Source organism: Xanthomonas sp. SS, from assembly GCF_014236835.1.
Taxonomy (GTDB): domain Bacteria; phylum Pseudomonadota; class Gammaproteobacteria; order Xanthomonadales; family Xanthomonadaceae; genus Xanthomonas_A.
Genome location: NZ_CP051190.1, coordinates 3,676,101 through 3,701,477, shown reverse-complemented (window position 1 = coordinate 3,701,477; position 25,377 = coordinate 3,676,101). Strand labels below are relative to the sequence as shown.

25 protein-coding genes are annotated in these 25,377 nt (G+C 67.7%); 19 read left to right on the top strand and 6 right to left on the bottom strand.

What is annotated here, in order from left to right; translation table 11 throughout:
• The first annotated feature begins 414 nt into the window (after positions 1–414).
• From HEP74_RS21775 to HEP74_RS15295, 6 genes are all read left to right on the top strand, one after another.
• Positions 415–921 carry a sensor histidine kinase gene (locus HEP74_RS21775; RefSeq protein WP_221893197.1) on the top strand — a complete coding sequence of 169 codons (507 nt, stop codon included), beginning with the start codon at positions 415–417 and terminating at the stop codon, positions 919–921.
• Between the two features lie 334 nt (positions 922–1,255).
• Positions 1,256–2,437 carry an MFS transporter gene (locus HEP74_RS15315; protein WP_185813615.1) on the top strand — a complete coding sequence of 394 codons (1,182 nt, stop codon included), beginning with the start codon at positions 1,256–1,258 and terminating at the stop codon, positions 2,435–2,437.
• Between the two features lie 22 nt (positions 2,438–2,459).
• A complete protein-coding gene (locus HEP74_RS15310) occupies positions 2,460–3,107 on the top strand; it encodes an HAD family hydrolase (RefSeq protein WP_185813614.1) in 648 nt (215 codons plus the stop codon).
• Positions 3,104–3,907: a DeoR/GlpR family DNA-binding transcription regulator gene (locus tag HEP74_RS15305; RefSeq protein ID WP_185813613.1), complete on the top strand. Its 804-nt coding sequence runs from the start codon at positions 3,104–3,106 to the stop codon at positions 3,905–3,907. Before HEP74_RS15310 ends, HEP74_RS15305 begins: the two co-directional genes overlap by 4 nt.
• Positions 3,908–3,928: 21 nt before the next feature.
• On the top strand, positions 3,929–6,352 hold the full coding sequence (gene pbpC / locus HEP74_RS15300) for a penicillin-binding protein 1C (RefSeq protein WP_185813612.1): 2,424 nt from the start codon (positions 3,929–3,931) through the stop codon (positions 6,350–6,352).
• 193 nt (positions 6,353–6,545) lie between these two features.
• Positions 6,546–7,568, top strand: coding sequence for an IS5 family transposase (locus tag HEP74_RS15295; RefSeq protein ID WP_185813611.1), 1,023 nt, complete (start codon positions 6,546–6,548; stop codon positions 7,566–7,568).
• 270 nt (positions 7,569–7,838) lie between these two features.
• Here the strand turns inward: HEP74_RS15295 and HEP74_RS15290 are convergent, their stop codons facing one another.
• The 3 genes from HEP74_RS15290 to HEP74_RS15280 form a co-directional block, all read right to left on the bottom strand.
• Positions 7,839–8,768 (bottom strand): IS110 family transposase, encoded by a 930-nt coding sequence (locus HEP74_RS15290; protein WP_185813610.1) that lies wholly within the window; start codon positions 8,766–8,768, stop codon positions 7,839–7,841.
• 406 nt (positions 8,769–9,174) lie between these two features.
• A complete protein-coding gene (locus HEP74_RS15285; RefSeq protein WP_185813609.1) occupies positions 9,175–9,750 on the bottom strand; it encodes a ferritin-like domain-containing protein in 576 nt (191 codons plus the stop codon).
• Positions 9,751–9,784: 34 nt separating this feature from the next.
• Positions 9,785–10,267, bottom strand: coding sequence for a peroxiredoxin (locus tag HEP74_RS15280; RefSeq protein WP_185813608.1), 483 nt, complete (start codon positions 10,265–10,267; stop codon positions 9,785–9,787).
• A 170-nt stretch (positions 10,268–10,437) separates the two neighbouring features.
• Between HEP74_RS15280 and HEP74_RS15275 the strand changes: the two genes are divergently transcribed.
• Complete coding sequence (locus HEP74_RS15275; protein ID WP_185813607.1) at positions 10,438–10,905, top strand: Hsp20/alpha crystallin family protein; 468 nt, start codon at positions 10,438–10,440, stop codon at positions 10,903–10,905.
• Between the two features lie 136 nt (positions 10,906–11,041).
• Complete coding sequence (locus HEP74_RS15270) at positions 11,042–11,932, top strand: DnaJ C-terminal domain-containing protein (protein WP_185813606.1); 891 nt, start codon at positions 11,042–11,044, stop codon at positions 11,930–11,932.
• Between the two features lie 242 nt (positions 11,933–12,174).
• Here HEP74_RS15270 and pilH read toward each other — a convergent pair whose 3' ends face one another.
• Together pilH and HEP74_RS15260 are read right to left on the bottom strand one after the other, a co-directional pair.
• Positions 12,175–12,558 carry a twitching motility response regulator PilH gene (gene pilH / locus HEP74_RS15265; protein ID WP_185813605.1) on the bottom strand — a complete coding sequence of 128 codons (384 nt, stop codon included), beginning with the start codon at positions 12,556–12,558 and terminating at the stop codon, positions 12,175–12,177.
• Positions 12,559–12,640: 82 nt separating this feature from the next.
• On the bottom strand, positions 12,641–13,645 hold the full coding sequence (locus tag HEP74_RS15260) for an acrylyl-CoA reductase family protein (RefSeq protein ID WP_185813604.1): 1,005 nt from the start codon (positions 13,643–13,645) through the stop codon (positions 12,641–12,643).
• 143 nt (positions 13,646–13,788) lie between these two features.
• On the opposite strand from HEP74_RS15260, the gene hflK reads away from it, so the two are divergent.
• From hflK to HEP74_RS15240, 4 genes are all read left to right on the top strand, one after another.
• Complete coding sequence (gene hflK, locus HEP74_RS15255; RefSeq protein ID WP_185813603.1) at positions 13,789–14,940, top strand: FtsH protease activity modulator HflK; 1,152 nt, start codon at positions 13,789–13,791, stop codon at positions 14,938–14,940.
• Positions 14,937–15,800 carry a protease modulator HflC gene (gene hflC / locus HEP74_RS15250; RefSeq protein ID WP_185813602.1) on the top strand — a complete coding sequence of 288 codons (864 nt, stop codon included), beginning with the start codon at positions 14,937–14,939 and terminating at the stop codon, positions 15,798–15,800. Before hflK ends, hflC begins: the two co-directional genes overlap by 4 nt.
• A gap of 218 nt (positions 15,801–16,018) precedes the next feature.
• Entirely contained in the window at positions 16,019–16,204 is a 186-nt protein-coding gene (locus HEP74_RS15245) for a DUF2065 domain-containing protein (protein WP_185813601.1), read from the top strand.
• 269 nt (positions 16,205–16,473) lie between these two features.
• Positions 16,474–17,766: an adenylosuccinate synthase gene (locus HEP74_RS15240; protein WP_185813600.1), complete on the top strand. Its 1,293-nt coding sequence runs from the start codon at positions 16,474–16,476 to the stop codon at positions 17,764–17,766.
• 210 nt (positions 17,767–17,976) lie between these two features.
• On the opposite strand, the gene HEP74_RS15235 is transcribed toward HEP74_RS15240, so the two are convergent.
• On the bottom strand, positions 17,977–18,957 hold the full coding sequence (locus HEP74_RS15235) for a helix-turn-helix domain-containing protein (protein ID WP_185813599.1): 981 nt from the start codon (positions 18,955–18,957) through the stop codon (positions 17,977–17,979).
• A gap of 225 nt (positions 18,958–19,182) precedes the next feature.
• Here HEP74_RS15235 and HEP74_RS15230 point away from each other — a divergent pair, with 225 nt between their 5' ends.
• The 7 genes from HEP74_RS15230 to HEP74_RS15200 all read left to right on the top strand — a co-directional run bounded on the left by HEP74_RS15230 (position 19,183) and on the right by HEP74_RS15200 (position 25,273).
• A complete protein-coding gene (locus tag HEP74_RS15230) occupies positions 19,183–19,467 on the top strand; it encodes a type II toxin -antitoxin system TacA 1-like antitoxin (protein WP_185813598.1) in 285 nt (94 codons plus the stop codon).
• A 1-nt stretch (position 19,468) separates the two neighbouring features.
• Positions 19,469–19,768 carry a type II toxin-antitoxin system RelE/ParE family toxin gene (locus tag HEP74_RS15225; RefSeq protein WP_185813597.1) on the top strand — a complete coding sequence of 100 codons (300 nt, stop codon included), beginning with the start codon at positions 19,469–19,471 and terminating at the stop codon, positions 19,766–19,768.
• Positions 19,769–19,811: 43 nt separating this feature from the next.
• Positions 19,812–21,038, top strand: a complete 1,227-nt coding sequence (locus HEP74_RS15220) for a DUF1444 family protein (protein ID WP_185813596.1) — start codon at positions 19,812–19,814, stop codon at positions 21,036–21,038.
• Positions 21,039–21,173: 135 nt separating this feature from the next.
• Positions 21,174–23,843 carry a M1 family metallopeptidase gene (locus HEP74_RS15215; protein WP_185813595.1) on the top strand — a complete coding sequence of 890 codons (2,670 nt, stop codon included), beginning with the start codon at positions 21,174–21,176 and terminating at the stop codon, positions 23,841–23,843.
• Positions 23,844–23,950: 107 nt separating this feature from the next.
• The gene (locus tag HEP74_RS15210; RefSeq protein WP_185813594.1) at positions 23,951–24,601 is read left to right on the top strand and encodes a MarR family transcriptional regulator; all 651 of its coding nucleotides are present in this window, start codon (positions 23,951–23,953) and stop codon (positions 24,599–24,601) included.
• Positions 24,585–24,998 carry a hypothetical protein gene (locus HEP74_RS15205; protein ID WP_185813593.1) on the top strand — a complete coding sequence of 138 codons (414 nt, stop codon included), beginning with the start codon at positions 24,585–24,587 and terminating at the stop codon, positions 24,996–24,998. Before HEP74_RS15210 ends, HEP74_RS15205 begins: the two co-directional genes overlap by 17 nt.
• An 86-nt stretch (positions 24,999–25,084) precedes the next feature.
• Complete coding sequence (locus HEP74_RS15200) at positions 25,085–25,273, top strand: hypothetical protein (protein WP_185813592.1); 189 nt, start codon at positions 25,085–25,087, stop codon at positions 25,271–25,273.
• Positions 25,274–25,377 lie beyond the last annotated feature (104 nt).

Below are 25,377 nucleotides of genomic sequence, written 5' to 3'. Positions count from 1 at the left end.
CAGCGCCTGCGCCTGGTCAACCCGGCCGGCGAACGCCTGCTCGGCGCCGCCGCCGAGCACCTGATCGGGCAGTCCGCGCAGGCGCTGGGCCTGGCCGAATTGTTCGCCTTGCCCTCGGGCAGCATCCACGCGCATGCTTTCGCCGGCCAGCAAGGGCGCTGGCAGATCGGCCATGCCGCGTTGCGCAGCCGCAGCCAGGCCGGACAGTTGCTGTTGGTGCAGCCGATGGAGCGCGCATTGCGCGAGGAGGAGGCGCAAGCCTTCCGCCGCCTGTTGCGCGTACTCGGCCACGAGATCAACAACTCGCTGGCGCCGATCGGCTCGATCGCCGATACGCTCGGACGCTTGCTCGCGGCCGCGCCGGACACGCTCGATGCCGAGCTGCACGAGGACCTGCGCAACGGCCTGAGCGTGATCGAACAGCGCAGCGCGGCGCTGCAGCGTTTCCTCGGCGGCTACGCGCGCCTGGCCAGGTTGCCAGTGCCGGTGCTTGCAACCGTGGAACTGGCACCGCTATGTGTGCGCGTGCAGCGGCTGCTCGACGATGCGCGGGTGCTGGTCGAAATCGAGCCGCAGCTGCGGCTGCGCGCCGACGCCGACCAACTCGAGCAAGTGCTGATCAATCTGCTGCGCAACGCGCTGGAGTCCGGCGGCAGCGCGCCGGTGGTGCTGCGCGCGCGCAGCGACGGCGCCAGCGCGTTGATCGAAATCCTCGATGGCGGCGCCGGGCTACCGCCCAGCGACAACCTGTTCGTGCCGTTCTTCACCACCAAGCCCGGCGGGTCGGGCATCGGCCTGGTGCTGTCGCGGCAGATCCTGGAGGCGCAGGGCGGCAGTCTGAGCCTCGAGGCGCGTGCGGATGCCGCCGGCAGCGTGGCCACGCTGCGCCTGCCGCTGGCGGCGGACGGCCGCGGGGAGTGACGCCGGCCGTGCGGCCCTGTCGTCCGGAGCGCAAGTGGCGATGCCGCATGCAGCACCTGCACGGCCGGCAGGGCGATGCTATGCAGGCGCGTGCGCATGATGCGTGATTCCGTAAGCGCGGCGCAGGCGTGGCGGGATGCTTTGGGCTCGACGCCTTGCCGTTGAAGCAGGGTTGAAGCCTCTTCTTGCACGATGGTCGGGCGCCGGGCAGCAGTAGTGCGCATCGCGGATCGTCTCCGAATTCGTAGCTACGCCACGGCGTTCCACCGCCACCTGTCGATGCAGCATTTTGCGTCTTATTGCACGTTTTTGCGTGTTTCAGTACAGTCGCCGCATGCCTACCGACCCACCTCTCGCCACAGTGGATGGCGTTACGCCCACCTTCCCCAACGCCGCCAGGCCTGCGATCCGCGCCACCCGCTGGGTGTTCCTGCTGTCCGGCATCGCGATGGCCGCGTGGGCGCCGATGGTGCCGTACGTCAAAGCGCGCTTCGCGCTGGACGATGCCGCCTTGGGTCTGGTGCTGCTCGCCTTCGGCGGCGGCTCGATCCTGGCGATGCCGCTGGCCGGCGTACTCAGCCACCGCGTCGGCAGCCGCGTGGTCATGGTCGCTTCCGGGCTGGCGCTGTGCCTGGGCCTGCCGCTGGTGGCGCTGGCGCCGAACCTGCCGAGCGTGGTCGCCGCGCTGCTGTACTTCGGCGCCGCGCTCGGCGCGCTGGACGTGGCGATGAACGCGCACGGCGTGGAGACCGAAAAACGCGCCGGGCGCCCGGTGATGTCGAGTTTCCATGGCGTGTTCAGCGTCGGCGGGCTGAGCGGCGCGGCGGCGATGAGCGCGTTGCTCGCGGCCGGCGCACCGCCGCTGGCGGCCACGCTCGCGGTGTCGGCGCTGTTGCTGGCGTTGCTGCTGTGGCAGCGCTCCGGCCTGCTGCGCGTCGCCGCCGGCGACCCGGCACAGCGCGTCCCGCTGCGCCTGCCGCGCGGCGTGGTGCTGGTGCTGGCGGCGCTGTGTTTCATCTGCCTGCTGGCCGAAGGCGCGATGCTCGACTGGAGCGCGGTGCTGCTGCGCGAGTTGCATGGCGTGGACACGCGCTATGCCGGCGTCGGCTACGCGCTGTTCTCGGTGGCGATGGCGGCCGGCCGCTTCGGCGGCGATCGGGTGGTCGCGCGCATCGGCCAGCCGGCGATGCTGGCGGCCGGCGCCTCGCTGGCCGCCTGCGGCCTGCTGCTGGCCACACAGCTGCCGGGTGTCGCCAGCGGCCTGCTCGGTTATGCGCTGGTCGGCCTGGGCGTGTCGAATCTGGTGCCGATCCTGTTCGGCGCGGCCGGGCGCCTGCCCGGCACCTCGCCGGCGGTGGCAATTGCCGCGCTGACCACGCTCGGCTATACCGGCCTGCTCGCCGGCCCGGCGCTGATCGGCTTCCTCGCCCACGCCAGCAGCCTGCCCGCCGCGTTGCTGGCGGTGGCCGGGCTGTTGCTGCTGGTGGCGATGGGGTCGCGGCTGCTGCGGCACTGATCCGACCAAGGAGTACCACGCCATGCCCTCCATTCCCGCGCACGCACCGGACACCGTGATCTTCGACCTCGGCGGCGTGCTGATCGACTGGAACCCGCGCCATCTGTACCGGCAACTGTTCGACGACGAAGCCGAGATGGAGCGCTTCCTCGCCGAGGTGTGCTCGCCGCAGTGGAACGAGCGCCAGGACGCCGGCCGGCCGTGGCGCGAGGCGGTCGCCGAATTGAGCGCGTTGCATCCGGCGCAGGCCGAGCGGATCGCCGCCTATCACCTGCGCTGGGAAGAGACGCTCGGCGGCCCGCTCGACGCCAGCGTGCAGATCCTGGAAGAACTGCACGCACAGGGCGTGCGCCTGTACGCGCTGACCAACTGGTCGCACGAGACGTTCCCGGTCGCGCTGCAGCGCTATGCGTTCCTGCAGCGTTTCGCCGGGATCCTGGTGTCCGGGCAGGAGCGCCTGGTGAAGCCGGATCCGGCGATCTTCGCGCTGCTGCTGTCGCGCTACGCCATCGATCCGGCGCGCGCGGTGTTCATCGACGACGCGCCGCGCAATGTCCACGCCGCCGCCGCGCAGGGCCTGCACGCGCTGCACTTTCGCGACGCGGCCACGCTGCGTGCCGAGCTGCGCGCGCTGGGCCTGCCGCTAAGCGGCGCCGGGCCGGACGCATGAGTGCCGCCGCCGACGCACTGCCGCAGGAACGCCAACAGGCGATCCTGCAGCGCCTGCGCGAGCACGGCCGGGTGGTGGCCGCGGAACTGGCCGCGGCGTTCGCGGTGTCGGAGGATTCGATCCGCCGCGACCTGCGCGATCTCGCCGCGCAGGGCCTGTGCCGCCGCGTCTACGGCGGTGCGCTGCCGCCCACGCCCGGCTTCGCGCCGCTGCCGCAGCGGCACGAGGAACATGCCGAGCGCAAGCGCGCGCTGGCGCAGGCGGCCGCCGCGCTGGTGCGCCCCGGGCAGGTGCTGCTGATCGATGCCGGCTCCACCAACAGCGCCATCGCCGCCGCGTTGCCGCCGCGGCAGCGCCTGACCGTGGTCACCAATGCGCCGGACATCGCCCAACTGCTGATGCCGCGCGAAGGTTTCGAGATCCTGCTGATCGGCGGCCGGATCGATCCGCGCATCGGCGCCGCCGTCGGCGCGCAGGCGCTGCAGCAACTGCGCCAGGTCCGCGCCGACCTGTGCTTTCCCGGCGCCTGCGCGATCGATGCCGAGCGCGGGTTGTGGGGCGTGGACGGCGAGGAGGCGCTGTTCAAGCGCGCGATGATCGAGGCCAGCGGCGAGACCGCGGTGGTGGTCACCGTGGACAAACTCGGCGCGCATGCGCCGCATCTGGTGGCCGCGGTGGCGGCGATCGACCATCTCGTGGTGGAGCACGATGCGGCCCAGGCGCTGTGCGCGCCGTTCCTGGTGCAGGCGGTGCAATTGCATCGCGCGGATGCGCCGGCGCCGCCACAACGGGCAAAATAGCCGCTTCCACCGGGAGCCCGCATGCCACAGGACGTCTCCGCCGCTACGCCCCGCGCGTGGCGCACCCGGCGCTGGACGCGCCTGCTGCCGAAGCTGCCTTGGAGCCGCACGCAGTGGCGCGTGCTGCGCTGGGGCACCGCGGCGCTGCTGGCCACGCTGTTGCTGCTGGACCTGGCGTTCCCGCTGCCGCTGCCGAAATCGCGCGACACCTCCACCCTGGTGGTGGCCGCCGATGGCACCCCGTTACGCGCCTTCGCCGACGGCAACGGCGTGTGGCGCTACCCGGCCACGCCGCAGAGCGTGTCGCCGCTGTACCTGCAGGCGCTGCTGAACTACGAAGACCGCTGGTTCTGGCATCACCCCGGCGTCAACCCGTGGGCGTTGCTGCGCGCCGGCAAGCAGTGGGTCTTCTCGCGCCGCATCGTCTCCGGCGGTTCCACCCTGACCATGCAGGTGGCGCGGATCCTGATGCCGGACGACGTCAGCACGCGCAGCCCGCTGGGCAAGCTGCAGCAGTTGCTGCGCGCGCTGCAGCTGGAAGTGCACCTGAGCAAGCGCCAGATCCTGCAGCTGTACCTGGAGCGCGCGCCCTACGGCGGCACCATCGAAGGCGTGGACGCGGCGAGCTGGGCCTACCTGGGCAAGCCGGCGGCGCGCCTGTCGCAGGCCGAGGCGGCGCTGCTGGCGGTGCTGCCGCAGGCGCCGAGCCGGCTGCGCCCGGACCGGCACCCGGAAGCCGCGCGCGCCGCGCGCGACAAGGTGCTCGAACGCATGGTCGAACTGCACGTGTGGTCGCGCGAGCAGGTCGACGATGCGCGCATCGAGCCGGTGGTGGCGCGCTCGCTGCAGTCGCCGATGCACGCCGCGTTGCTGGCCGAGCGCCTGCGCCGGCAATCGCCGCGCGCCGCACACATCGTCTCCACCATCGATGCGGACCTGCAGCGCACCCTGGAGGACCGGGTCAGCGCGTATTTCTCGCAGCTGCCCGAGCGCACCTCCGCGGCGTTGCTGGTGGTGGACAACCGCGACCTGCAGGCGCGCGCCTACATCGGCTCGGTGACGTTCGGCGACCGCAAGCGGCTCGGCGACGTGGACATGGTCCAGGCCTGGCGCTCGCCCGGTTCCACGCTCAAGCCGTTCCTGTACGGCATGGCCCTGGACGACGGCCTGATCCATTCCGAAAGCCTGCTGGTGGACGCGCCGCAGAGTTTCGGCGACTACCGCCCGGGCAATTTCGACGAGGCCTTCAACGGTCCGGTCGGCGCCGCCAGCGCCTTGCGCCTGTCGTTGAACGTGCCGGCGGTGGACCTGCTCGAGCGGGTCGGCCCGGCGCGCTTCGCCGCGCGCCTGAACAATGCCGGCATCGGCCTGAAGTTCCCGCGCGGCAGCACCCCGAACCTGGCCTTGATCCTCGGCGGCACCGGCGCGCAGCTGGAAGAACTGGTCGGCGCCTTCGCGGCGCTCAATCGCGACGGCATCGCCGGGCACGTGCGCTACACCGCCACCGACAAGGTCATCGACCGGCGGCTGATGTCGCCGGGTGCGGCGTGGATCGTGCGCGAGATCCTTGAGGCCAACCCGCGCCCCGGCTACGGCATCGGCACCTTCGACGTCGGCACGCGCCCGCGGGTGGCGTGGAAGACCGGCACCAGCTATGGCTACCGCGACGCCTGGGCGATCGGCAGCACCCGCCGCTACACGGTCGGGGTCTGGGTCGGGCGCCCGGACGGCACGCCGCTGCCCGGCCAGTACGGCGCGGTGACCGCGCTGCCGCTGATGTTCGAGACCATCGACAGCCTGCCGCGCGCGCGCGGCGACAATGCGCCGCGGCCGATGCCGGGCAACGTGCAGCAGCTGGACGTGTGCTGGCCGCTGGGCATCGCCGCCGAACAGACCCCGCCCGCGCTGTGCCAGCGGCGCTTCTCCGCCTACGCGCTGGATGGCGCGGTGCCGCCGACCTTCGCCGAGCGCGACGCGCGGTTGTGGAGCGCCGGCCGCGACACGGTGCAGGTGGATGCGCGCAGCGGCCTGCGCCTGTCGCCCGATTGCGCGCGGCCACACCAGGCCGTGCAACGCGAACTCGCGCGCTGGCCGGCGCTGCTGACCCCATGGCTGCACGCCAGCGAACGCCAGGCCGGACAACTGCCGGCCTTGGCACCGGACTGCCGCGACGACGGCCGCGGCGGCAACGACGTGCTGCGCATCGAAGGCCTCAACGACCGCGCCACACTGGCGCGCGCACCGGGCAGCCTCAGCGTGCGCCTGCAGGTGCGGGCGCTAGGCACCACGGCGCCGGTGGACTGGCTGCTGGATGGGCGCTGGATCGCGCGCACCGAGGGCGCACGCAACTTCCAGCGCGATTTCGCCGATGCCGGCGACCATACCCTGACTGCGCTGGCCAGCAATGGCGCGTGGACGCAGGTGCGGTTCCGGGTGTTGCATTGAGTGTAGTTGCGCGTGCATTGCGCGACGCGCGATGTGGAACATTCGACTGTGCTGCTTACAGTCGATGGAACGTTGCAGGAGCGGCTTCAGCCGCGACGGGCTTTACCGGTAAGGCCCGTCGCGACTGAAGGGCACCTCTAAAAACCTCCTTCTTTGGCATCATATGGTCAGAAGAGAGAGCCGAGGCCCCGCGATGATCAGCCTGTTTGCCGGACACGAACGCGAAGCCAAGCGCCAGCAGATAGGCGACCCGCTGACCCTGCTTTCGCGTCATATCGATTTCGCAACGATTGCCCAAGCCGTCGATGCGAAGCTGTCCTTGGGCACCGGCACGCGCGGGGGCCGTCCGGCCTGGCCGACGGTGGTGATGGTCAAACTGCTGCTGTTGCAGCAGCTATACAACCTCTCTGACGATGCGCTGGAGTACCAGGTGCTGGATCGGCGCAGTTTCCAGCAGTTCCTTGGGCTGGAACACAGCGGCAAGGTGCCTGACGCCAAGACGATCTGGGTGTGGCGCGAGCGGCTCAAGGCGCAGGATGTGATGGGCGACATCAGCGCAGCGGTCGGCGTGCAATTGCAGCGGGCGGGATTCATCGCGCGTGGCGGTCAGATCATCGATGCGAGCATCGTCAGCGCCCCGATCCAACGCAACACGCGCGAGGAGAACGCACAGATCAAGCAGGGTGGCGAGGTAGGCCAAGACTGGAGCGACGCTAAGCGCGCGCAGAAGGATGTGCAAGCCCGCTGGACCCGCAAGCACGGCAAGGCGCATTACGGCTACAAGCTGCACGCCAGCACCGATCGGCGTTGGGGCTTCATCCGCCGCCATGCGGTGAGCGCAGCCAACGTGCATGACAGCCGACACTTCGAGGAGGTGCTGGACCCCAGCAATCGCGGACGCACGGTGTGGGCCGACAGTGGCTATGCCGACGCATCGCGGGAGGCCGATCTGACGCAACGCGGCTATCGGGCGGCCATTCAGCACCAGGGCCAGGCGCGCAAGCCACTAAGCGCGGCCGAACAACGTCGCAACCGGCGGCTTGCCAAGGACCGGGTGTTCGGCGAACACCCGTTCGCGCGGCTGGCGCAGCAGGGCGGTAAATGCCTGCGCACCATCGGGTTGGCACGGGCCACGGTGGTGATCGGGTTGAAGGTCGCCAGTCACAACCTGATGCGGCTGGCGCGGCTGCAGCAGCGGGCCATGGCGCCCGCGTGAGCGGGTGAGGCGGCCAATCCGGCCGCTCTTCCTACATCCAGGACCCCTGCGAAGCACGTTGGCTTCCTCGAACAGCCGTAACGGCAGCGCCTTTGCAGCTCACTTCAGTGAAATGACGGGTTGTTCGAGGTGCCCTGAAGTCGCTCCCACAATGGTGCTGCACTGCCTGCGAAAGGCGAGGGCTGCGAGCGGGCGCCGACATGGTGTCGCGGACTTTTTGCGAACGAAGAAAAACGCGCGAAGCGGCATGGCCCTTGTAGGAGTCAACTGTCATGCAGCAGCAATGGCAGGAGGAGCGTACGGTGCTCGATCACGCGCGATGGCGTTGAGCCAGCGCAGGTACTTGTGCATGCACGCCACGATGGCGACCTTGGCGGGTTTGCCTGCGGCGGTCAGGCGGGCGTAGGTGTGTGCCAGCGGGGAGCCGGTGCGGATCGAGGCCCAGGTGGCCATGTACAGCACCCGCCGCACGTCGGCGCGTCCGCCCTGGATGCGACGTTGGCCGCGCCAGCGGCCGCTGTCGCGATTGAACGGCGCTAGCCCGACCAGGGCGACGATCTTGCGCGCAGGCACGGTGCCCAGTTCGGGAAGCCGCGCGGCCAGGGTGGCGCGCAGGATCGGGCCAAGCCCGGGCAGTTTGGGCAGATCAGAGCAGGTCGCTCCCGCCCGTGCGATCTGTCGGGACACCTCACGGATACGCTGCTGCAGCAGCGCGATCACCTGTAGCCACTGGTCGCGCACCGCCTTGCAGGTCACGTGCTCCAGGCACCGGCGCTGCGCATCGCGCTGGGCGACCAGGGTGCTGCGCAGGTGAAGCAGTTCGCGCAGCGCCTGTAGCGGTGCAGGGAGCACCGCGGTGGGCTGGGCGTGGATGCACTGGGCCGCCATGGCCAGCAAGCGCGCATCCAGCGCATCGGTCTTGGCCTTGAGGCCCAACGCCTGCGCCAGCGCCCGGGGGCGATGGGCGGGGAGCCGGACCACGGGCAGACCGGCCTGCGACAGCGCCTGCAGCACGGCCTGTTCGTAGCCGCCGCTGGCTTCCAGCACGATCCGCTCGCATCCCATCTGGGCCAGGCATTGGACCAGGCAGGCGTGCCCCTCGGGCGTATTGGCTTGGGTCCAGGCCAGCCCGTCCGGCAAGACATGCATGGCCAGTTCGGCCTTGGAAACATCGATCCCGACAAAGCGCTGTATGGACATAGACGTTCTCCGCAGTAGACTCAGGGACGAGAGATCTCCTGCCGATGCCCATGCTTGTAGGTTCGAGCTCGCGGCTCAGGCAACTGTTCGGGCTTTTGGGGCAGGAGAATCGGAGTGCGGCGGTCCTGACTCCTACTCGTGCTCGTGAGGCACTGCGACTTAGCGGCCTGCCGCACTCCGCTCTCACCTCAACGATATACCCGCGTTAGACACAAGCGGCTTCAGCCGCGACAGGTTTGCGGATGGATCCTGTCGCGGCTGAAGCCGCTCCTACAAAAAGCGGGCGCTCGGCTCGTCCGACCCTTGTTCCAACCCCGACGGCGTTACCGACGAACCCGTCGCGGTTGCAAAAAAAAGCGCCCGGCAGGTGCCGGGCGCTGGATGTCCATGCAGGCGATCGCGCGAACTACTTCCCGATCCATCCTTCCAGCAGGTCGGAAAACTCGTCGGCATGCTCTTCTTCCTGGGCCAGGATCTGCTCCAGGATGCGCTTGGTGGTGGTGTCCTTGTCGCCGATGAAGTTGATCATCTCGCGATAGCTGTCGATGGCGATGCGCTCGGCGATCAGGTTTTCCTTGACCATGTCGCGCAGGTCCTCGCCTTCCTTGTACTCGGCGTGCGAACGCGCGGTCAGCGTGTCGGGATTGAGGTCCGGCTCGCCGCCCAACTGCACGATGCGTTCGGCCAGCTTGTGCGCGTGCTCCTGCTCCTGCTGCGCGTGCTCCAGGAACTCGGCCTTGATCGAGTCGGCGAGCATGCCCGAGGCCATGAAGTAGTGGCGGTAGTAGCGCAGCACGCACACGTATTCGGTGGCGAGCGCATCGTTGAGCAGTTTGATCACCGCCTCGCGGTCGGCGCTGTAGCTCTTGGTGATCGCGCCGTCCTCAATGCTCTGGCGCGCGTTGGCGCGCAGCGTGGCGGTGTCGGTGAGGCCGGCGGTGTGCTGCAGCGGCTTGGCGTCGTTGGCTGGCTTGTTGGACATGGCTGGCCGGTTCCTGTGTGGTGGGTGAAGGGGATCAGTCGGGGAGATGCTGCAGCACGTAGTCGGCGGCGGAGACCTTGAATTCGCCCGGCGCCTCGACGAACAGCGCGCGCACCACGCCGTCCTCGGCGTACAGCGCGAAGCGCTTAGCACGCACGCCCATGCCGTAGCTGCTGGCGTCCATTTCCAGGCCCAGCGCCTTGGCCAGGTCGCCGTTGCCGTCGGACAGCATCTGCAGGCCGTCGGGCACCAACTGGCTCTTGCCCCAGGCCTGCATCACGAACGGGTCGTTGACCGCCATGCAGTACACCTCGATGCCGCGCTTGCGGAACTCCTCGAAGTGCTCGACGTAGCCGGGCAGGTGCTTCTCCGAACAGGTCGGGGTGAACGCGCCGGGCACTGCGAACAGCAGCACGCGGTGGCCATCGAACAGAGTGCGGGTGTCGACCTGCTCCACGCCCTCGCGGATGCGTTGCAGGACCACTTCGGGAATGCGTTCGCCGGGCTGGATGGGCATGTCGGGCTCCTTGGATGAATCGAGTCTAGAAATCGGTATGGGAAGGCAGCGTCAAGGCCTCTTGAAAAGCGCAGGGCCATTCCTATCTGGCAGGCATGGCGGCGGGCATGCCCCGGCGCCGCGAACCACCCGTCAGGGTCTATCCCATTCACGTTGCAGGAGACTACGAGATGAGCATCGTCCGTTATCGCCAGTTGCCGGCCCAGGCCGCCTTCCAGAACGAGATCAAGCAGGTGTTCGACCGCTTCTTCGATCCCAACGGCGGCACCGACGAGTCGGCCGTCGTCACCGCGCAGTGGGTGCCGCGCGTGGACATCAAGGAAGAAGCCGAGCGCTTCGTGCTGTACGCCGACCTGCCCGGTATCGACCCGTCCGAGATCGAGGTGTCGATGGACAAGGGCATCCTGTCGATCCGGGGCGAGCGCAAGAGCGAGTCCACCGCCGACAGCGAGCGTTTCTCGCGCATCGAGCGCCGCTACGGCAGCTTCCACCGCCGCTTCGCGCTGCCCGACAGCGCCGATCCCGACGGCATTTCCGCCAGCGGCTACCATGGCGTGCTGGAAGTGCGCATTCCCAAGCGCCCGGCGAGCACGCCGCGCCGGATCCAGGTCGACACCGGGGCCACGATCGTGCAGTAAGCGCCCGCACGCGCCGGCGGCGCCACGGCGTCGCCGCGCCTTCGCGGCCGGCCGGTAGAATGGCCGGGCGATGGTGCGCAGCATGCAACCGGCCCGTTGCCGCAAGGCGGCGGGCCGACTCTTTTTGAGGTGATGGATGGAATTCAAGGATTACTACGCGACCCTGGGCGTGGAGCCCAGCGCGGGCGACGCCGAGATCAAGACCGCGTACCGGCGGCTGGCGCGCAAGTACCATCCCGACGTCAGCAAGGAGGCCGGCGCCGAGGACAAGTTCAAGGCCATCAACGAGGCCTACGAGGCGCTGCGCGATCCGCCCAAGCGCGCCGCCTACGATCAGTTGCGCGCGCAGGGCTACCGGCCCGGCGAAGAGTTCCAGGCCCCGCCCAACTACGGCGGAGCGCAGGGCTACGACTTCGAGGAAGTGTTCGGCAACGGCGGCGCCGGCGGCGGTTTCAGCGATTTCTTCGAGAGCCTGTTCGCGCGCCAGCAGCGCGCGCGCCAGGGCGGTGCCGGCCCCGGTCCCGGCCCGGGCGCGGCGCCGCGCGGCGACACCCGCGCCAAGCTGGCGGTGCCGCTGGAGGCGGTGTACGCCGGCGACAGCGTGCGCATCACCATCAACGGCAAGCAGCTGGACGTACGCGTGCCCAAGGGCGTGCGTCCCGGCCAGGTGATCCGGCTGAGCGGGCAGGGCAACGGCGGCAGCAACCTGCTGCTGGAAATCGAATACGCCGCGCACCCGCAGTTCGAGGTGGACGGGCTCAACATCCTGTACACCCTGCCGGTGTCGCCGTGGCAGGCGGCGCTGGGCACCAGCATCAGCGTGCCGACCCTGGGCGGGGCGGTGGAGCTGAAGATCCCGCCGGAGTCCGATGCCGGGCGCAAGCTGCGCCTGCGCGGCCGCGGCCTGCCGGGGACTACGCCGGGCGACCAGATCGTGGAGCTGGAAGTGCTGGCGCCGGCGCCGGAGACCGAGGCGCAGCGCAAGGCCTATCGCACTCTGGCCAAGGCGTTCGGCGAGGCGGTTTGAGGAAGGCCGGGATGGCGGGATGACCAGCCATTCGGCTGTGGAAGGCCGGGATTGGGGATTCGAGTTTCCCAGGCCTGCCGCGGCTTGTGCTTTCCTGTGGGAGGGGCTTCAGCCCCGACGCGTTACCGATAAGGCGTCGGGGCTGAAGCCCCTCCCACAAAAAGCGCAGGCGAGAGCGCATGGCGGGCTCGGCTGCATCCCAATCCCTAATCCCTAATCCCGAATCCCGCCATCCCGGCTTTTCAGCCCTTAGGCGGATCCTCGCCACTGAACACCCGCTCGATCACCTCGGACAGTTCGTCCTCGGAAAACGGCTTGGTGATGTAGGCGCGGGCGCCCTGGCGCATGCCCCACATGCGGTCGGTGTCCTGGTCCTTGGTGGTGACCAGGATCACCGGGATGTTCTGCGTGCTCGGCTCGCGGCGCAGCGTGCGGGTGGCCTGGAAGCCATTGAGGTTGGGCATCACCACGTCCATCAGCACCAGGTCCGGCAACGACGCCTTGGCCGCTTCCACGCCGGCCGCACCGTCGGTGGCGGTGATCGTTTCGTGGCCCAACTTTTCGACGATGCGCTGGATGCCGAGCAACTGCGACGGCGAGTCGTCGACGATCAGGATGCGTGCCATGTGTTTCCCCCTTGGAGCCACGAGTGTAGTGGCAGCGGCGCGCAGCCGGAAAGCGGTGCGCGTCACAAACCCCCGGGGGCGTCTACGCCGCCGGATCCAGGCGCACCACGGTGCGTCCGAACGACTGCCCGGCGAGCATCGTCGCGAACACCTCGGGCAGGCCGGACAGGTCCACTTCGCGGGTGCAGATCGCGTCCAGGTGGCGCGGTTTCCAGTCGCTGCCCAGGTGCTGCCAGATCAGGTCGCGCAGGTCGCGCGCGGTGCCGGCCGAACCGATTCCCAGCAGCGACACGCCGCGCAGGATGAACGGCATCACCGTCATGTCCAGTTCGGGCGTCGCCGCCAGCCCGGCGCTGGCGACGTTGCCGTACGGGGCCGTCTGCGCCAGCAGGCTGGTCAGCATCGCGCCGCCAACGTTGTCCAGGCCGCCGCCGAAGCGCACCGACTCGAGCGGGCGTTTGCTCTGCAGCGCGTCGCGGCCCAGCACCTGGCTGGCGCCCAGCGCCTTCAGGTGCTCGGCGCGGTCGGCCTTGCCGCTGACCGCGTGCACCTCGAAGCCGGCACGGCTGAAGATGTCGATCGCCAGCGAGCCGACCCCGCCGGTGGCGCCGGTCACGCACAGCGGGCCGTGGTCCGGGGTCTGCCGGTTGTCGAGCAGGCGCAGCAGCGCCAGCGCCGCGGTGAAGCCGGCGGTGCCCAGCACCATGCTCTCGCGCAGGCTCAGCCCGGCCGGCAGCGGCACCACCCACTTGGCCTCCAGCCGCGCGTACTGGCTGTAGCCGCCGTCGCGGGTTTCGCTCAGGCCGCAGCCGGTGACCAGCACCGCATCGCCCTCCTTGAAGGCCGGATCGCTGGAGGCGACCACGTGCCCGGCCACGTCGATGCCGCCGACCAGCGGGAAACGGCGCAGGATCTTGCCCTGGCCGGTGCCGGCCAGCGCGTCCTTGAAATTCACCGACGACCAGGCGCCGCGGATCACCACTTCGCCCGGGCTGAGCTGGTCCAGACGCACCGGCTCGACCGCGGCGCGGTAGCCGGCCTCGTCCTGGTGGATGCGGAAAGCGGGGAAGCTGGCGGGGAGCGACATAGCGAAAACCTTGGTCGGCACGAAGGAATGCACCAAGATAGCCCTTTCGAAACGTCGGATCTGCCCCATCTTGTAGAATCGGCGACTCACTTACGGTGACCGGCGCGCACCGACGCGCCGCCACCTACCTTCTTGGAGCATGCATGGCCTGGAATACACCCGGCGGCAAGGGCGGAGATGGCTCGGACAATAACGGGCGCAATCCCTGGAAGCCTCGTGGCGGCAATGGTGGCGGCAAGTGGGGCGGGTTGCCCGGTCCGTTGAAGGACCTGTTCGGCGGCGACGGCGCCAACATCGGCCGCTGGGTGCTGGCGGCGGCGGTGCTGCTGCTGTTGTTCAGTTGCTTCCAGCTGATCGGCGAGCAGCAGCGCGGCGTGGTGCTGCGCTTCGGCCAGTTCTCGCGGATCCTGCAGCCGGGCCCGAGCTTCAAGCTGCCGTGGCCGATCGAATCGGTGCGCAAGGTCAACGCCACCGAGATCAAGACCTTCAGCAACCAGGTGCCGGTGCTGACCCGCGACGAGAACATCGTCAGCGTCTCGCTCAACGTGCAGTACCGCATCGACGACCCGCGCATGTACGTGTTCGGCTCGCGCAACGCCGACCAGGTGCTGGAGCAGGCCGCGCAGAGCGCGGTGCGCGAACAGGTCGGCCGCGCCGACCTCAACGTGGTGCTGAACAACCGCGGGCCGATGGCCACCGCCGCGCGCGACCGCCTGCAGGCCGCGCTCAGCGCCTACCGCACCGGCCTGACCGTGACCGGCCTGACCCTGCCCGACGCGCGTCCGCCGGAAGAAGTGAAGCCGGCCTTCGACGAGGTCAACGGCGCGCAGCAGGTCAAGGAACGGCTGATCAACGAGGCCCAGGCCTACGCCGCCAAGATGGTGCCGGAAGCCCGCGGCCAGGCCGCGCGCACCCGCACCGTCGCCGAGGGTTACAAGGAAGCGTCGATCGCCCGCGCGCAGGGCGACGCCGAGCGCTTCACCCTGCTGCAGCAGCAGTACCAGAACGCGCCGGAGGTCACCCGCAAGCGGCTGTGGCTGGAAACCGTGCAGAAGGTGCTGTCGGAGAACCGCAAGGTCATCGGCGGCGACGGCCGCCAGCTGATCTACGTGCCGATGCCGGCCGATGGCGGCAAGAGCGGCGCCAGCGCTGCGCCGGCGCCGTCCGCCAGCGGCGGCATGCCGACGCTGCCGCAGGAAGTCCTGATGCCGTCGCTGTCCAGCAGCCCGGCCGAAAGTATCCGCAGTCCGGAGCGCACGCCGCGCCCGAACGGCCGTGAGGAGGTGCAGCGATGAGAATTTCCCTGTGGGCGGGCGTTGCCGTCGTAGCGCTGTTCGCGCTGCTGAGCTCGGTGTTCGTGGTGCGCGAAGACCAGACCGCGATGGTGCTGAACCTGGGCCGCGTGGCGCGTGCCGACCTCAAGCCAGGCCTGCACTTCAAGCTGCCGCTGGTGGAATCCACGCGCGTGTTCGATCGCCGCTTCCAGGTGCTGGACACGCCGCCGGCGCGTTACTTCACCGCCGAGCAGAAGGACGTCAGCGTCGACTTCTTCGCCATCGGCTACATCTCCGACGTGCGCGCGTTCTACCGCGCCACCGGCGGCGACGAGAAGGTGGCCAATGCGCGCCTGGCGCCGATCATCATCGATTCGCTGCGCAACCAGATCAACTCGCGCACCTTGCAGCAGTTGGTGTCCGGCGACCGCAGCGAACTGATCGCGCAGCAGCTGAGCGCGATTAACGCCGCCGGCAAGACCCTGGGCATGCAGATCACCGACCTGCGCATCAAGCAGATCGACCTGCCGACCGACAGCCAGGTGATCACCGACGTGTACGAGCGCATGCGCGCGCAGCGCAAGCAGGAAGCCAGCAAGCTGCGCGCCGAGGGCGAAGAGCAGGCGCTGACCATCCGTGCCCAGGCCGATCGCGAGAGCACCGTGCTGGTCGCCGAGGCCGAGCGCGACGCGCAGAAGCTGCGCGGCGAAGGCGATGCCGAAGCCGCCAGCATCTACGGCAAGGCCGGCTCCGCCGACCCGTCGTTCTACGCGTTCTACCGCAGCCTGGAGGCCTATCGCGGCGCCATGGCCGACGGCAACGCGGTGATCGTGCTGGACAAGAACGATCCGTTCTTGCAGTACCTGAAGAGCGAGCGCTGATCGAGCCGGGATTGGGGATTGGGGATTTGGGATTCGCAAGAGCGGGTCCTGATCCCGTTCGGCGAGAGGGCCGTAGCCCGCATTCCCCTGTAGGAGCGGCTTCAGCCGCGACAGGATTTCCCAGGAAAGCCCGTCGCGGCTGAAGCCGCTCCTACAGATGGTCCAAGGCGATCCAGCGCTGACGCGTTCACACATCTATCTCCTTTGTCCGAGACCCCATGCACGACCTGATCGCCGCGGTGTGCCTGATGATCGTCTTCGAGGGGCTGGTGCTGCTGGTCGCGCCGGAGGCCTGGAAGCGGCTGGTGCAGCAGATGCTGGCCATGCCGGCCGCGCAGCTGCGTGCGTCCGGTGGCGTGGCCGTGGCGGTGGGGCTGCTGGCCCTGTGGTGGGTCCGCGCCTGAGCGACGGCCCCCGATCCATCCAGCCCGGTCGCGCTGCTGAACGCAGCGGCCAAGGGGGTGGTGAGCGTCACCCAAAACCCGGATAATGCACAAAAGCCGGCCGGGCCCGCTCCATGCGAGCGTCTCGACCGGCTTTTTCTGTGTAAGGGCCTGCCGCCGCCTGGACGCTCCCCGATGGAGCGGCCGTACCGGCGCCGGCAAGACCCGTGCATGGCCACCACATCCGTGCGGCCCCGATGGCCGCGCAGCAAACCAGGAGTTACCCAGCCATGGGTCAGTCAGTTGTCGTGCTCGGCGCCCAGTGGGGCGATGAAGGCAAAGGCAAGATCGTCGATCTGCTCACCGAGGAAATCGGCGCCGTCGTGCGCTTCCAGGGCGGCCACAATGCCGGCCACACCCTCGTCATCAACGGCAAGAAGACCGTGCTGCACCTGATCCCGTCCGGCATCCTGCGCGAAGACGCGCTGTGCCTGATCGGCAACGGCGTGGTGATCTCCCCGGCCGCCTTGATCAAGGAAATCAGCGAGTTGGAGGAAGCGGGCGTGGAAGTGCGTTCGCGCCTGAAGATTTCCCCGGCCGCGCCGCTGATCATGCCGTACCACATCGCCCTGGATCAGGCCCGCGAAAAGGCCGCCGGCGGCAAGGCCATCGGCACCACCGGCCGCGGCATCGGCCCGGCATACGAAGACAAGGTGGCGCGTCGCGGCATCCGCATCGCCGACCTGCATTACCCGCCGCAGCTGGAAGAACTGCTGCGCACCGCGCTGGACTACCACAACTTCGTGCTGACCAAGTACCTGGGCGTGGAAGCGGTCGATTTCCAGAAGACCTTCGACGAGGCCCTGGCCTTCGGCGAATACGTGCAGCCGATGAAGTCCGACGTGGCCGGCATCCTCCACGAGCTGCGCAAGCAGGGCAAGCGCGTGCTGTTCGAAGGCGCGCAGGGCGCGCTGCTGGACATCGACCACGGCACCTACCCGTACGTCACCAGCTCCAACACCACCGTCGGCGGCGCGCTGGCCGGCACTGGCGTCGGCGCCGATGCCATCGACTACGTGCTGGGCATCGCCAAGGCCTACGCCACCCGCGTCGGCGGCGGCCCGTTCCCGACCGAACTGGACGACGAAGTCGGCCAGGGCATCCGCGACCGCGGCGCCGAGTACGGCGCCTCCACCGGCCGCCCGCGCCGCTGCGGCTGGATGGACATCGTCGCGCTCAAGCGCGCCGTGGCCATCAACGGCATTTCCGGCCTGTGCATCACCAAGCTCGACGTGCTCGACGGCATGGAGAAGCTGAAGATCTGCATCGCCTACGAATACCGCGGCAAGCGCACCGAATACGCCCCGCTGGACGCGCAGGGCTGGGAGGAGTGCACGCCGGTGTACCTGGAGTTCCCCGGCTGGACCGAGAACACCCACGGCATCACCGTGTGGGACGACCTGCCGCCCGCCGCCCGCGCCTACCTGCGCGCGCTGGAGGAACTGGCCGGCTGCCCGATCTCCATCGTCTCCACCGGCCCGGACCGCGACCACACGATGGTGTTGCAGGATCCGTTCGCGTAGGCAAGCTAACCTCCGCCCTTTCTCCCGAACATGGTAGAAATGGGACGAGCCTCAGTTAAAAGCCCCGCGATAGCGGGGCTTTTTAATTGAAAATTATATTTTTATATTTTAATTTATTGCGCCAGAGCGTGCAGATCGCGGTCTGATAAACAGCATCAAGTCTTCGCTCTTCTCGGCTGCGCTATTGCTTGAGAGTGCTCGGCAGCTAGATCATGCATCTTGATCTTCCTCGAGCATCCTGGCGTCAGCCTCTGCTCGTCCTCGTTCGAAGCGATGGGTTGGTAGCATGACGTAGTCGAGTGCCGAGTTATTGATGAAAGCGGTGCGGTGCCAGCCTTCGATGGAAACTCTTGTCAGTTCTCCAGCGTCGCCGTCATCTTCGCTGAAATCTACCAGCTCATAGAACGAATCGAAAAGTTCTTCATCGTCTGGGATGTGTAAAGTTCGTTTTTTTCCGTTCGAAAGCTGGTATTTAGTGTGAGTTGCAAGCTCAAAAATCCTGTCCGTCGCAATAGAGTTTTTATGCTTTTCGCTTTCAAGCTCTTCTGGTTTTATCCTTCCCTCCGCGACTAGTGAATCATATTGGAGATCCGTGAGCATGATTGCTTCAGAGACGCGCTTGACGTCTTTGGCGGAAAATTTAGCGAGTTCCCCATCAAAACTAAGTTCTTCCACAATTTCCCAATCACGCGCATCTGGCATCTGCAAGCTGGCGTGATCTACGTAAGTGTCGTGCTCTGGGCCAAAGTCGTCATACGCCTCACTTGAGAAATACAAGTCAGCGATCGATCCCACCCGAATCACAACTGTCTGATTCGACAGGCTTTCGACTGTCACGAATTTAGGTTGTTGCTGAAGTGCGTGGTGTAGGCGATTAAATACACCGTCTGTGATTGAAAGCAATAGAGGGGAGCCGCCACCTAAAAAGTGAATCGCGACTTCACCATAGTAGTTGAGGTCTTCTCCAACGGACTTGTCGTAGAACCCCGCCAGGATTGGCGGATGCTTTCCAAGCAGAGCGTCCGGGTTTGTCTCCAGCACTTTTGCTAATTTCACGAGCTTGTCTTTCGGGATAGGGGAGGCTCCGCTCTCCCAGCGCTGATAGTTGGGTTGTGAGACACCCACCGCCTTGGCTAACTTGGCTTGGCTGAGCATTGCTTTTACGCGGAATTGCTTAAGTTTTAGCGCCATGAGAAATCCATTGTATGGATATACGTTTATTAAACGTATCACATGTTTTTGATTGATGCTACGCCGATGCATCGTGCTGGGGAGACGGATGCATAGTCCCGGATCGGATGGTCCTTCTCGGTAGTCGCAATCCCATGTGAGGATCGGACTTCTCGTCTTGGCTTCGCTCCCGTGTGGCACAAAAGTGCTACATTCGTCGCAGGCACGACGTGCCCGGAGGATTCCATGAGCACCACCACCATCCGTCTACCCGACGAGCTCAAGGCGCGGATTGCCGCAGCGGCGAAGCGAGACGGCACCACGCCGCACAATTTCATCCTGCAGGCCATCGCCGAGAAGGCCGAACTGGCCGAGCGACGTGCCGACTTCCACGCCCAGGCCGATCAGCGTTGGGCCGAGTTCCTAGAGACGGGTGAGACCATCCCGTGGGACGAGGCGCGCACCTACTTCAGGGCCCAGGTTGCAGGAAAGCCTGCGAAGCGGCCGGTGGCGCGCAAGCTGGAAGACTGAAGTGGCGCGCATTCGCCTCGGCTCCGGCGTGATCGAGGATCTGGAGCGGATCGCTGCGTATTTGCGCGACCAAGAGAGCGCGCATGCAGAAGAGAGAGCCGAGGAGATCGTCAGCGCGTTCGATGTGCTGGCAGGCAATCCGTTGATCGGCCGTCCGGTCCATGAAGACAGCCGCGAACTGGTGATGGGCCGCGGTTCGCGCGGATACGTGGCGTTGTATCGCTATGTGGATGTGACCGATACGGTGGTCGTGCTGGCGATCCGCGCACAGCGAGAGGCGGGCTATGCACGCGATGCATGAAACCAAGGCGGACACCCGCCCCAACTAACAAGGAAGACCGCTGATGCTCACGGCACTGTTCGACAAGCTGTTCAATCGCAAGCCCAGCCCGGATGCGTTCGCCAAGCTGTTCGAGGATGCGTTGCGCGCGCAGGGCTGCCGCGACGAACTGGCGTACCGGCCGGACGAATTCCGCCTTGTCGCGCCGCGCGGGCGCATCATCAACCTGCACAACGCCTATCACGACTACACCACGGCCGATCGCCAGCGTCGCGCCGAGGTGCTGCGCAGCTATGCCGCGGCCTTCGTGGAGGAGGGCGGCGAAGAACACCAGATCGAGACGTTGGAGCAGGCGCGGCCGATGCTGATGCCCGTCGTGCGCCATCGCGCCATGTTCGAGGAAATGCGCCTGGAGCATGTCCGCGAGCATGGCTGGGAGACGCCGTTCACGACCGTCTGGCGCGAGTTGGCCGAGGACTGCGTCGAGTTGCTGGCGATCGACCGCCCCGATTCGACCTCGACCCTGCTCGCTGGGCCGAAGGACGCATGGGGCATCACCTTCGAGCAAGCCCTGGCCATCGCCCACGACAACCTGCGCGACGTCACGCCGGACCGCTTCGTCGAGGTCGCCGCAGGCATCTTCCGCGGCGCATGGCAGGACGCCTACGACACCAGCCGCGTGTTGCTGCCCGACGTGCTGCAGCGCGTCCCGGTGAAGGGGCGACCGGTGTTCATGCTGCCTACCCGCGATTGCCTGCTGGTGGTGGGCGACCGCGACGAAACCGCGATGGCCGGCATGCTGGAACTGAGCATGGAAGCGGCCGCGAACGGCCGTTGCATCTCCTCGCTGGCCTTCGCCTACGACGACGCACGCCGCATCGTGCCGTTCGTGCTGCCGCAGCCCGAGCACCGGCGCCGCCAGGCCGATCTGCAGCGCATGATGGATGCGCCGGCCTATTCCCTGCAGAAGGAACTGCTGGAAAAGATCCACGAAGCGAACGACACCGACATCTTCGTCGCCTCCTACCGCGTGTTCGAGGAGAACGACGGCAGCGGTAATCAGTTCTCGCTGGCGACCTGGACCCGCGATGTCGACACCTCCTTGCCGAAGGCCGATCGCATCGCCTTCGTCGTGCCGAAGGACGAGAGCGACGCGGACATGGTGGTCGTGGACTGGGACAAGGCCGTCGCGGTGGTCGCCGAACTGATGCAGCAGGAAACGGACTTCTATCCGCCGCGCTTTCGCGTGCGAGGCTTTCCCAGCGAGGCGCAACTCAGGCAACTGGCGTGACCTAGCCGCTGCCATCGGGTCAGCAGGGTGGGGTCCTGGCGGCCCGAGCTGATTGCCCGCTGTCTGCGTTCCACGCGGCCGCGTCGAACGCGCCACGCCGTCTGTATCCTGCGCCGGCCCATTCGAAGAGCCCCCATGCGCCAGATCCTCACGACCGCCATCGCCCTGGCCTTGGCCAGCGTCTCGCCGTGCACGTTCGCCCAGCCGGAACGTCCTGTACCCAGCATTGCCGCCGCGCCGGCCGCTGCGGTCACCACGCAATTGCCGCGCACCGCCAGGCCGCGCCATTACGCGCTGGAAATCACCCCGCACGCCGACACGATGACGTTCGACGGCAAGGTCCGCATCGAGCTCGACGTGCTGCAGGCCACCGACCGCATCGTGCTGCAGGCGGCCAACCTGCGCTTCGGCCGCAGCACCCTCACCGGCGGCAAGGCAAAAGCCGCGCTGGTCGCCAAGGTCGCCACCGACGCCGACGCGCAGACCGCCAGCTTCTTGTTCGCCCAGCCGCTGGCGCCGGGCCGCTACGTGCTGTCCATCGACTACAGCGGCGTCATCAACACGCAGGCCAATGGCCTGTTCGCGCTGGACTATGCCACCCCGCACGGCCAGCGCCGCGCGCTGTACACGCAGTTCGAGAACTCCGACGCGCGCCGTTTCCTGCCGTCCTGGGACGAACCCGACTTCAAGGCCACCTTCGACCTGACGGTGAACGCACCGGCCGCGCAGATGGTGGTCGGCAACATGCCCGTGGCCGCCGCCACCGACCTTGGCCATGGCCTCAAGCGCGTCGCGTTCCAGACCACGCCGAAGATGTCCACCTACCTGTTGTTCCTGGGCGTGGGCGAGTTCGAGCGCACCGCGCTCAAGGGCGACAACGGCACCGAGATCGGCGTGATCGCCCAGCAGGGCAAGGCCGAGCAGGCGCGCTTCGCGCTGGAGTCCGGCCGCGACGTGCTGCGCGAATACAACGACTACTTCGGCGTGCGCTATCCGCTGCCCAAGCTGGACAACATCGCCGCACCGGGCGGCAGCCAGTTCTTCAGCGCCATGGAAAACTGGGGCGCCATCTTCACCTTCGAACATTCCCTGCTGCTGGATCCGGCGGTGTCGGACGTGACCGATCGCCAGCGCGTGTTCACCACCGCCGCGCACGAGATCGCGCACCAATGGTTCGGCGACCTGGTGACCATGGCCTGGTGGGACGACCTGTGGCTCAACGAAGGCTTCGCCACCTGGCTGGAAGGCCGCACCACCGCCAAGCTGCATCCGGAATGGGATATCGACAAGACCGGCCCGGCCTACGTCAGCCGCGCCGCCATGGGCAGCGACGCCTACGCCACCACCCACCCGGTGGTGCAGAAAGTGGACACCGTCGAACAGGCCAGCCAGGCCTTCGACGGCATCACCTACGAAAAGGGTTCGGCGGTGATCGGCATGCTGGAGGATTACGTCGGCGCCGACGCATGGCGCGACGGCGTGCGCCGCTACATCGGCAAGCGCGCCTACGGCAACGCCGTCACCGGCGACCTGTGGCAGGAAATCGACGCCGCCGCGCCGGGCAAGCACTTCCTGCAGGTGGCGCACGACTTCACCCTGCAGCCCGGCGTGCCGCTGATCAAGGTCGCCGCCAGCTGCAACGCCGGCACCACCGTCGTGCGCCTGGAGCAGGGCGAATACACCCTCGACCGCCCCGACAAACAACCGCTGCATTGGCACGTGCCGGTAGCCGTGCGCAGCGGCGACAAAGAAGTGCGCGTGCTGGTGGACGGCAGCGCGCAGCTGCAGTTGCCCGGCTGCGCCGCGCCGGTGCTGGTCAACGCCGGGCAGAAGGGCTACTACCGCACGCTGTACGCGCCCGCGCAATTCAAGGCGCTGACCGCTGGCTTCGCCATGCTGCCGGTGGTGGACCAGCTCGGCGTGCTGCTGGATACCAGCGCATTGGCCAGCGTCGGCCTGCAGCCGCAAGCGGACCTGCTCGGCCTGGCCGACACCGTGCCGGTGGGCGCGGCGTCGGACCTGTGGGCCACTGTCGCCACGGTCTACGCCGGCATCGACGACCTGTTCCAGGACGATCCGCAGAGCCAGGCCGCCTGGCGCCGCTACGCGCTGTCGTGGCTGGCGCCGGAGTTCGCCACCCTGGGCTGGGACGATCGCGCCAGCGATTCCGCCCAGGCCAAGCAATTGCGCGCGCACCTGATCGACACGCTCGGCGGCATGGGCGACGCCCAGGTGATCGCCGAAGCGCGCCGCCGTTTCGCTGCCTTCCAGGCCGACCCGACCGCCTTGTCGCCGGAACTGCGCAACAGCGTGCTGGGCATCGTCGCGCGCCATGCCGACGCCGCCACCTGGGACGCGCTGCATCGGATGGCGCAGAAGGAGACGTCCTCGATGATCCGCGACCAGGACTACCTGCTGCTGGCCGGCGCCAAGGACGCCACCCTCGCGCAACGCGCCCTGGACATGGCGCTGACCGACGAGCCCGGCGCCACCAACAGCGCCTCCATGATCACGACGGTGGCGGGCGAACACCCGGACCTGGCCTTCGATTTCGCCGTGGCCCACCGCGACCACGTGGACACCCTGATCGACACCACCTCGCGCGCCCGCTACTACCCGCGCCTGGGGGCCGGCTCGGTCGACCTGAAGATGGTCGACAAGATCCAGGCGTATGCGCAGCGCTACCTCGCCGCGACCTCGCGCCGCGATGCGGACGCGGCCATCGCCGACATCCGCACGCGGGTGAAGCTGCGTGCGCAGCGGGTGCCGCAGATCAAGGCGTGGTTGGTGGGGCGTAAGGGGTGAGGGTGGGTGGTGGCTGGTTGATGCGGCTGGCTCCCGACTAGGGAGCCTTCGCCCGGCCCAGCCAAAAGGCTTTGCAAATACCCAGATTGGGTAATAACCTACCCATTATGGGTAACAAGGCCGCCACCGCCACTGCAAAGACCGAAGCGCCGCGTGCAGCCACCACGCGGCCCTCGGGCCTGGCCGATGCCTTGTTCACCCGCACGCAGCAACGCGTGCTGGCCTTGCTGTACGGCCAGCCGCAGCGCGACTTCGGGGTCGGCGAACTGATCGCGGCCGCCGGGTCCGGCTCCGGCGCGGTGCAGCGCGAACTGGCCAAGCTGGCCGATGCCGGCCTGCTCAGCGTGCAGCGCACCGGCAACCAGAAGCGCTACCAGGCCAATCCGCACTCGCCAATCCACGACGAACTGCTCGGCATCGTGCAGAAGACCATCGGCCTGGCCGGCCCGCTCGGCGAGGCCTTGCAGCCCATCGCCGCCGAGATCGTGGCCGCCTTCGTCTACGGCTCGGTCGCCAAGCACAGCGACACCGCGCGCAGCGACATCGACCTGATGGTGATCTCCGATACGCTGGGCTACGCCGACCTGATGCGCGCGCTGGATGGCATGCAGGCGCGGCTGGGCCGCCCGGTCAATCCCACCCTGTACACGCGTGCCGATTACCTCAAGCGGCTGCGCGACGAAAACGCATTCCTGCAGCGCGTGCTGCAGCAACCCAAGATCTGGGTGATCGGAGGGATGGATGACCTCGCCACTTGAAAACCTGTCCGGCCCCGGCAAGCAACTCAGCGTCGAACCGACCGACCAACGCGAATTCGACGGCCTGATCCGCTCCGGCCTGGCGCGCCTGGGCGACGCCAAGAACGCCACGCTCGCCCTGGAAAGCCGCTTCGACCTGGCCTACAACGCCGCGCATGCGCTGTGCCTGGCGGCGCTGCGGGCAAAGGGCTACCGCGCCAACAACCGCTACATCGTGTTCCAGGTGTTGCCTCACACCCTGAGCCTTGGGCCGGAGGTGTGGCGGGTGCTGGACAAGTGCCACCACCAGCGCAACGTCGCCGAGTACGAAGGCGAGCTGGATGTGAGTGAGCGGTTGGTGGTGGATTTGATTGCGGCGTGCGATGCGGTGCGGGTGGCGCTTGGGCTTGACGCGTGAGCGAGCGCGCCGCATGAAGTACACATTCCTGCAAGGAGCATCGCCATGGCGAAATCCAATGATCGAAATATCAGGCCTAAGTTGCCGTGAAAGCTGCCTCCTTTCCTGTACCTCGAGTCGACCCGGCGCTGTGCGATGAGGCAGAGCGCGCGTTGCATTTCGTCGAGCGCGGGTTGGCGTCCCGCGACAAAGCCCGTCGATCTGGCGGCTATGTCGAGGCAAGGGACGTGTTGGCGGTGCTGCAGTTCCAGTTGGATGCGGCGCGCAAGGGCTAGGCCAAATTGTGAGTCAGGTGGTAAGCCCTGGTGGGAAGGCGGCTATCATTGAGCGCGCGTCCCGCACCCAAGACACCGGAGACATGGAAAATCCTGCGCAGACC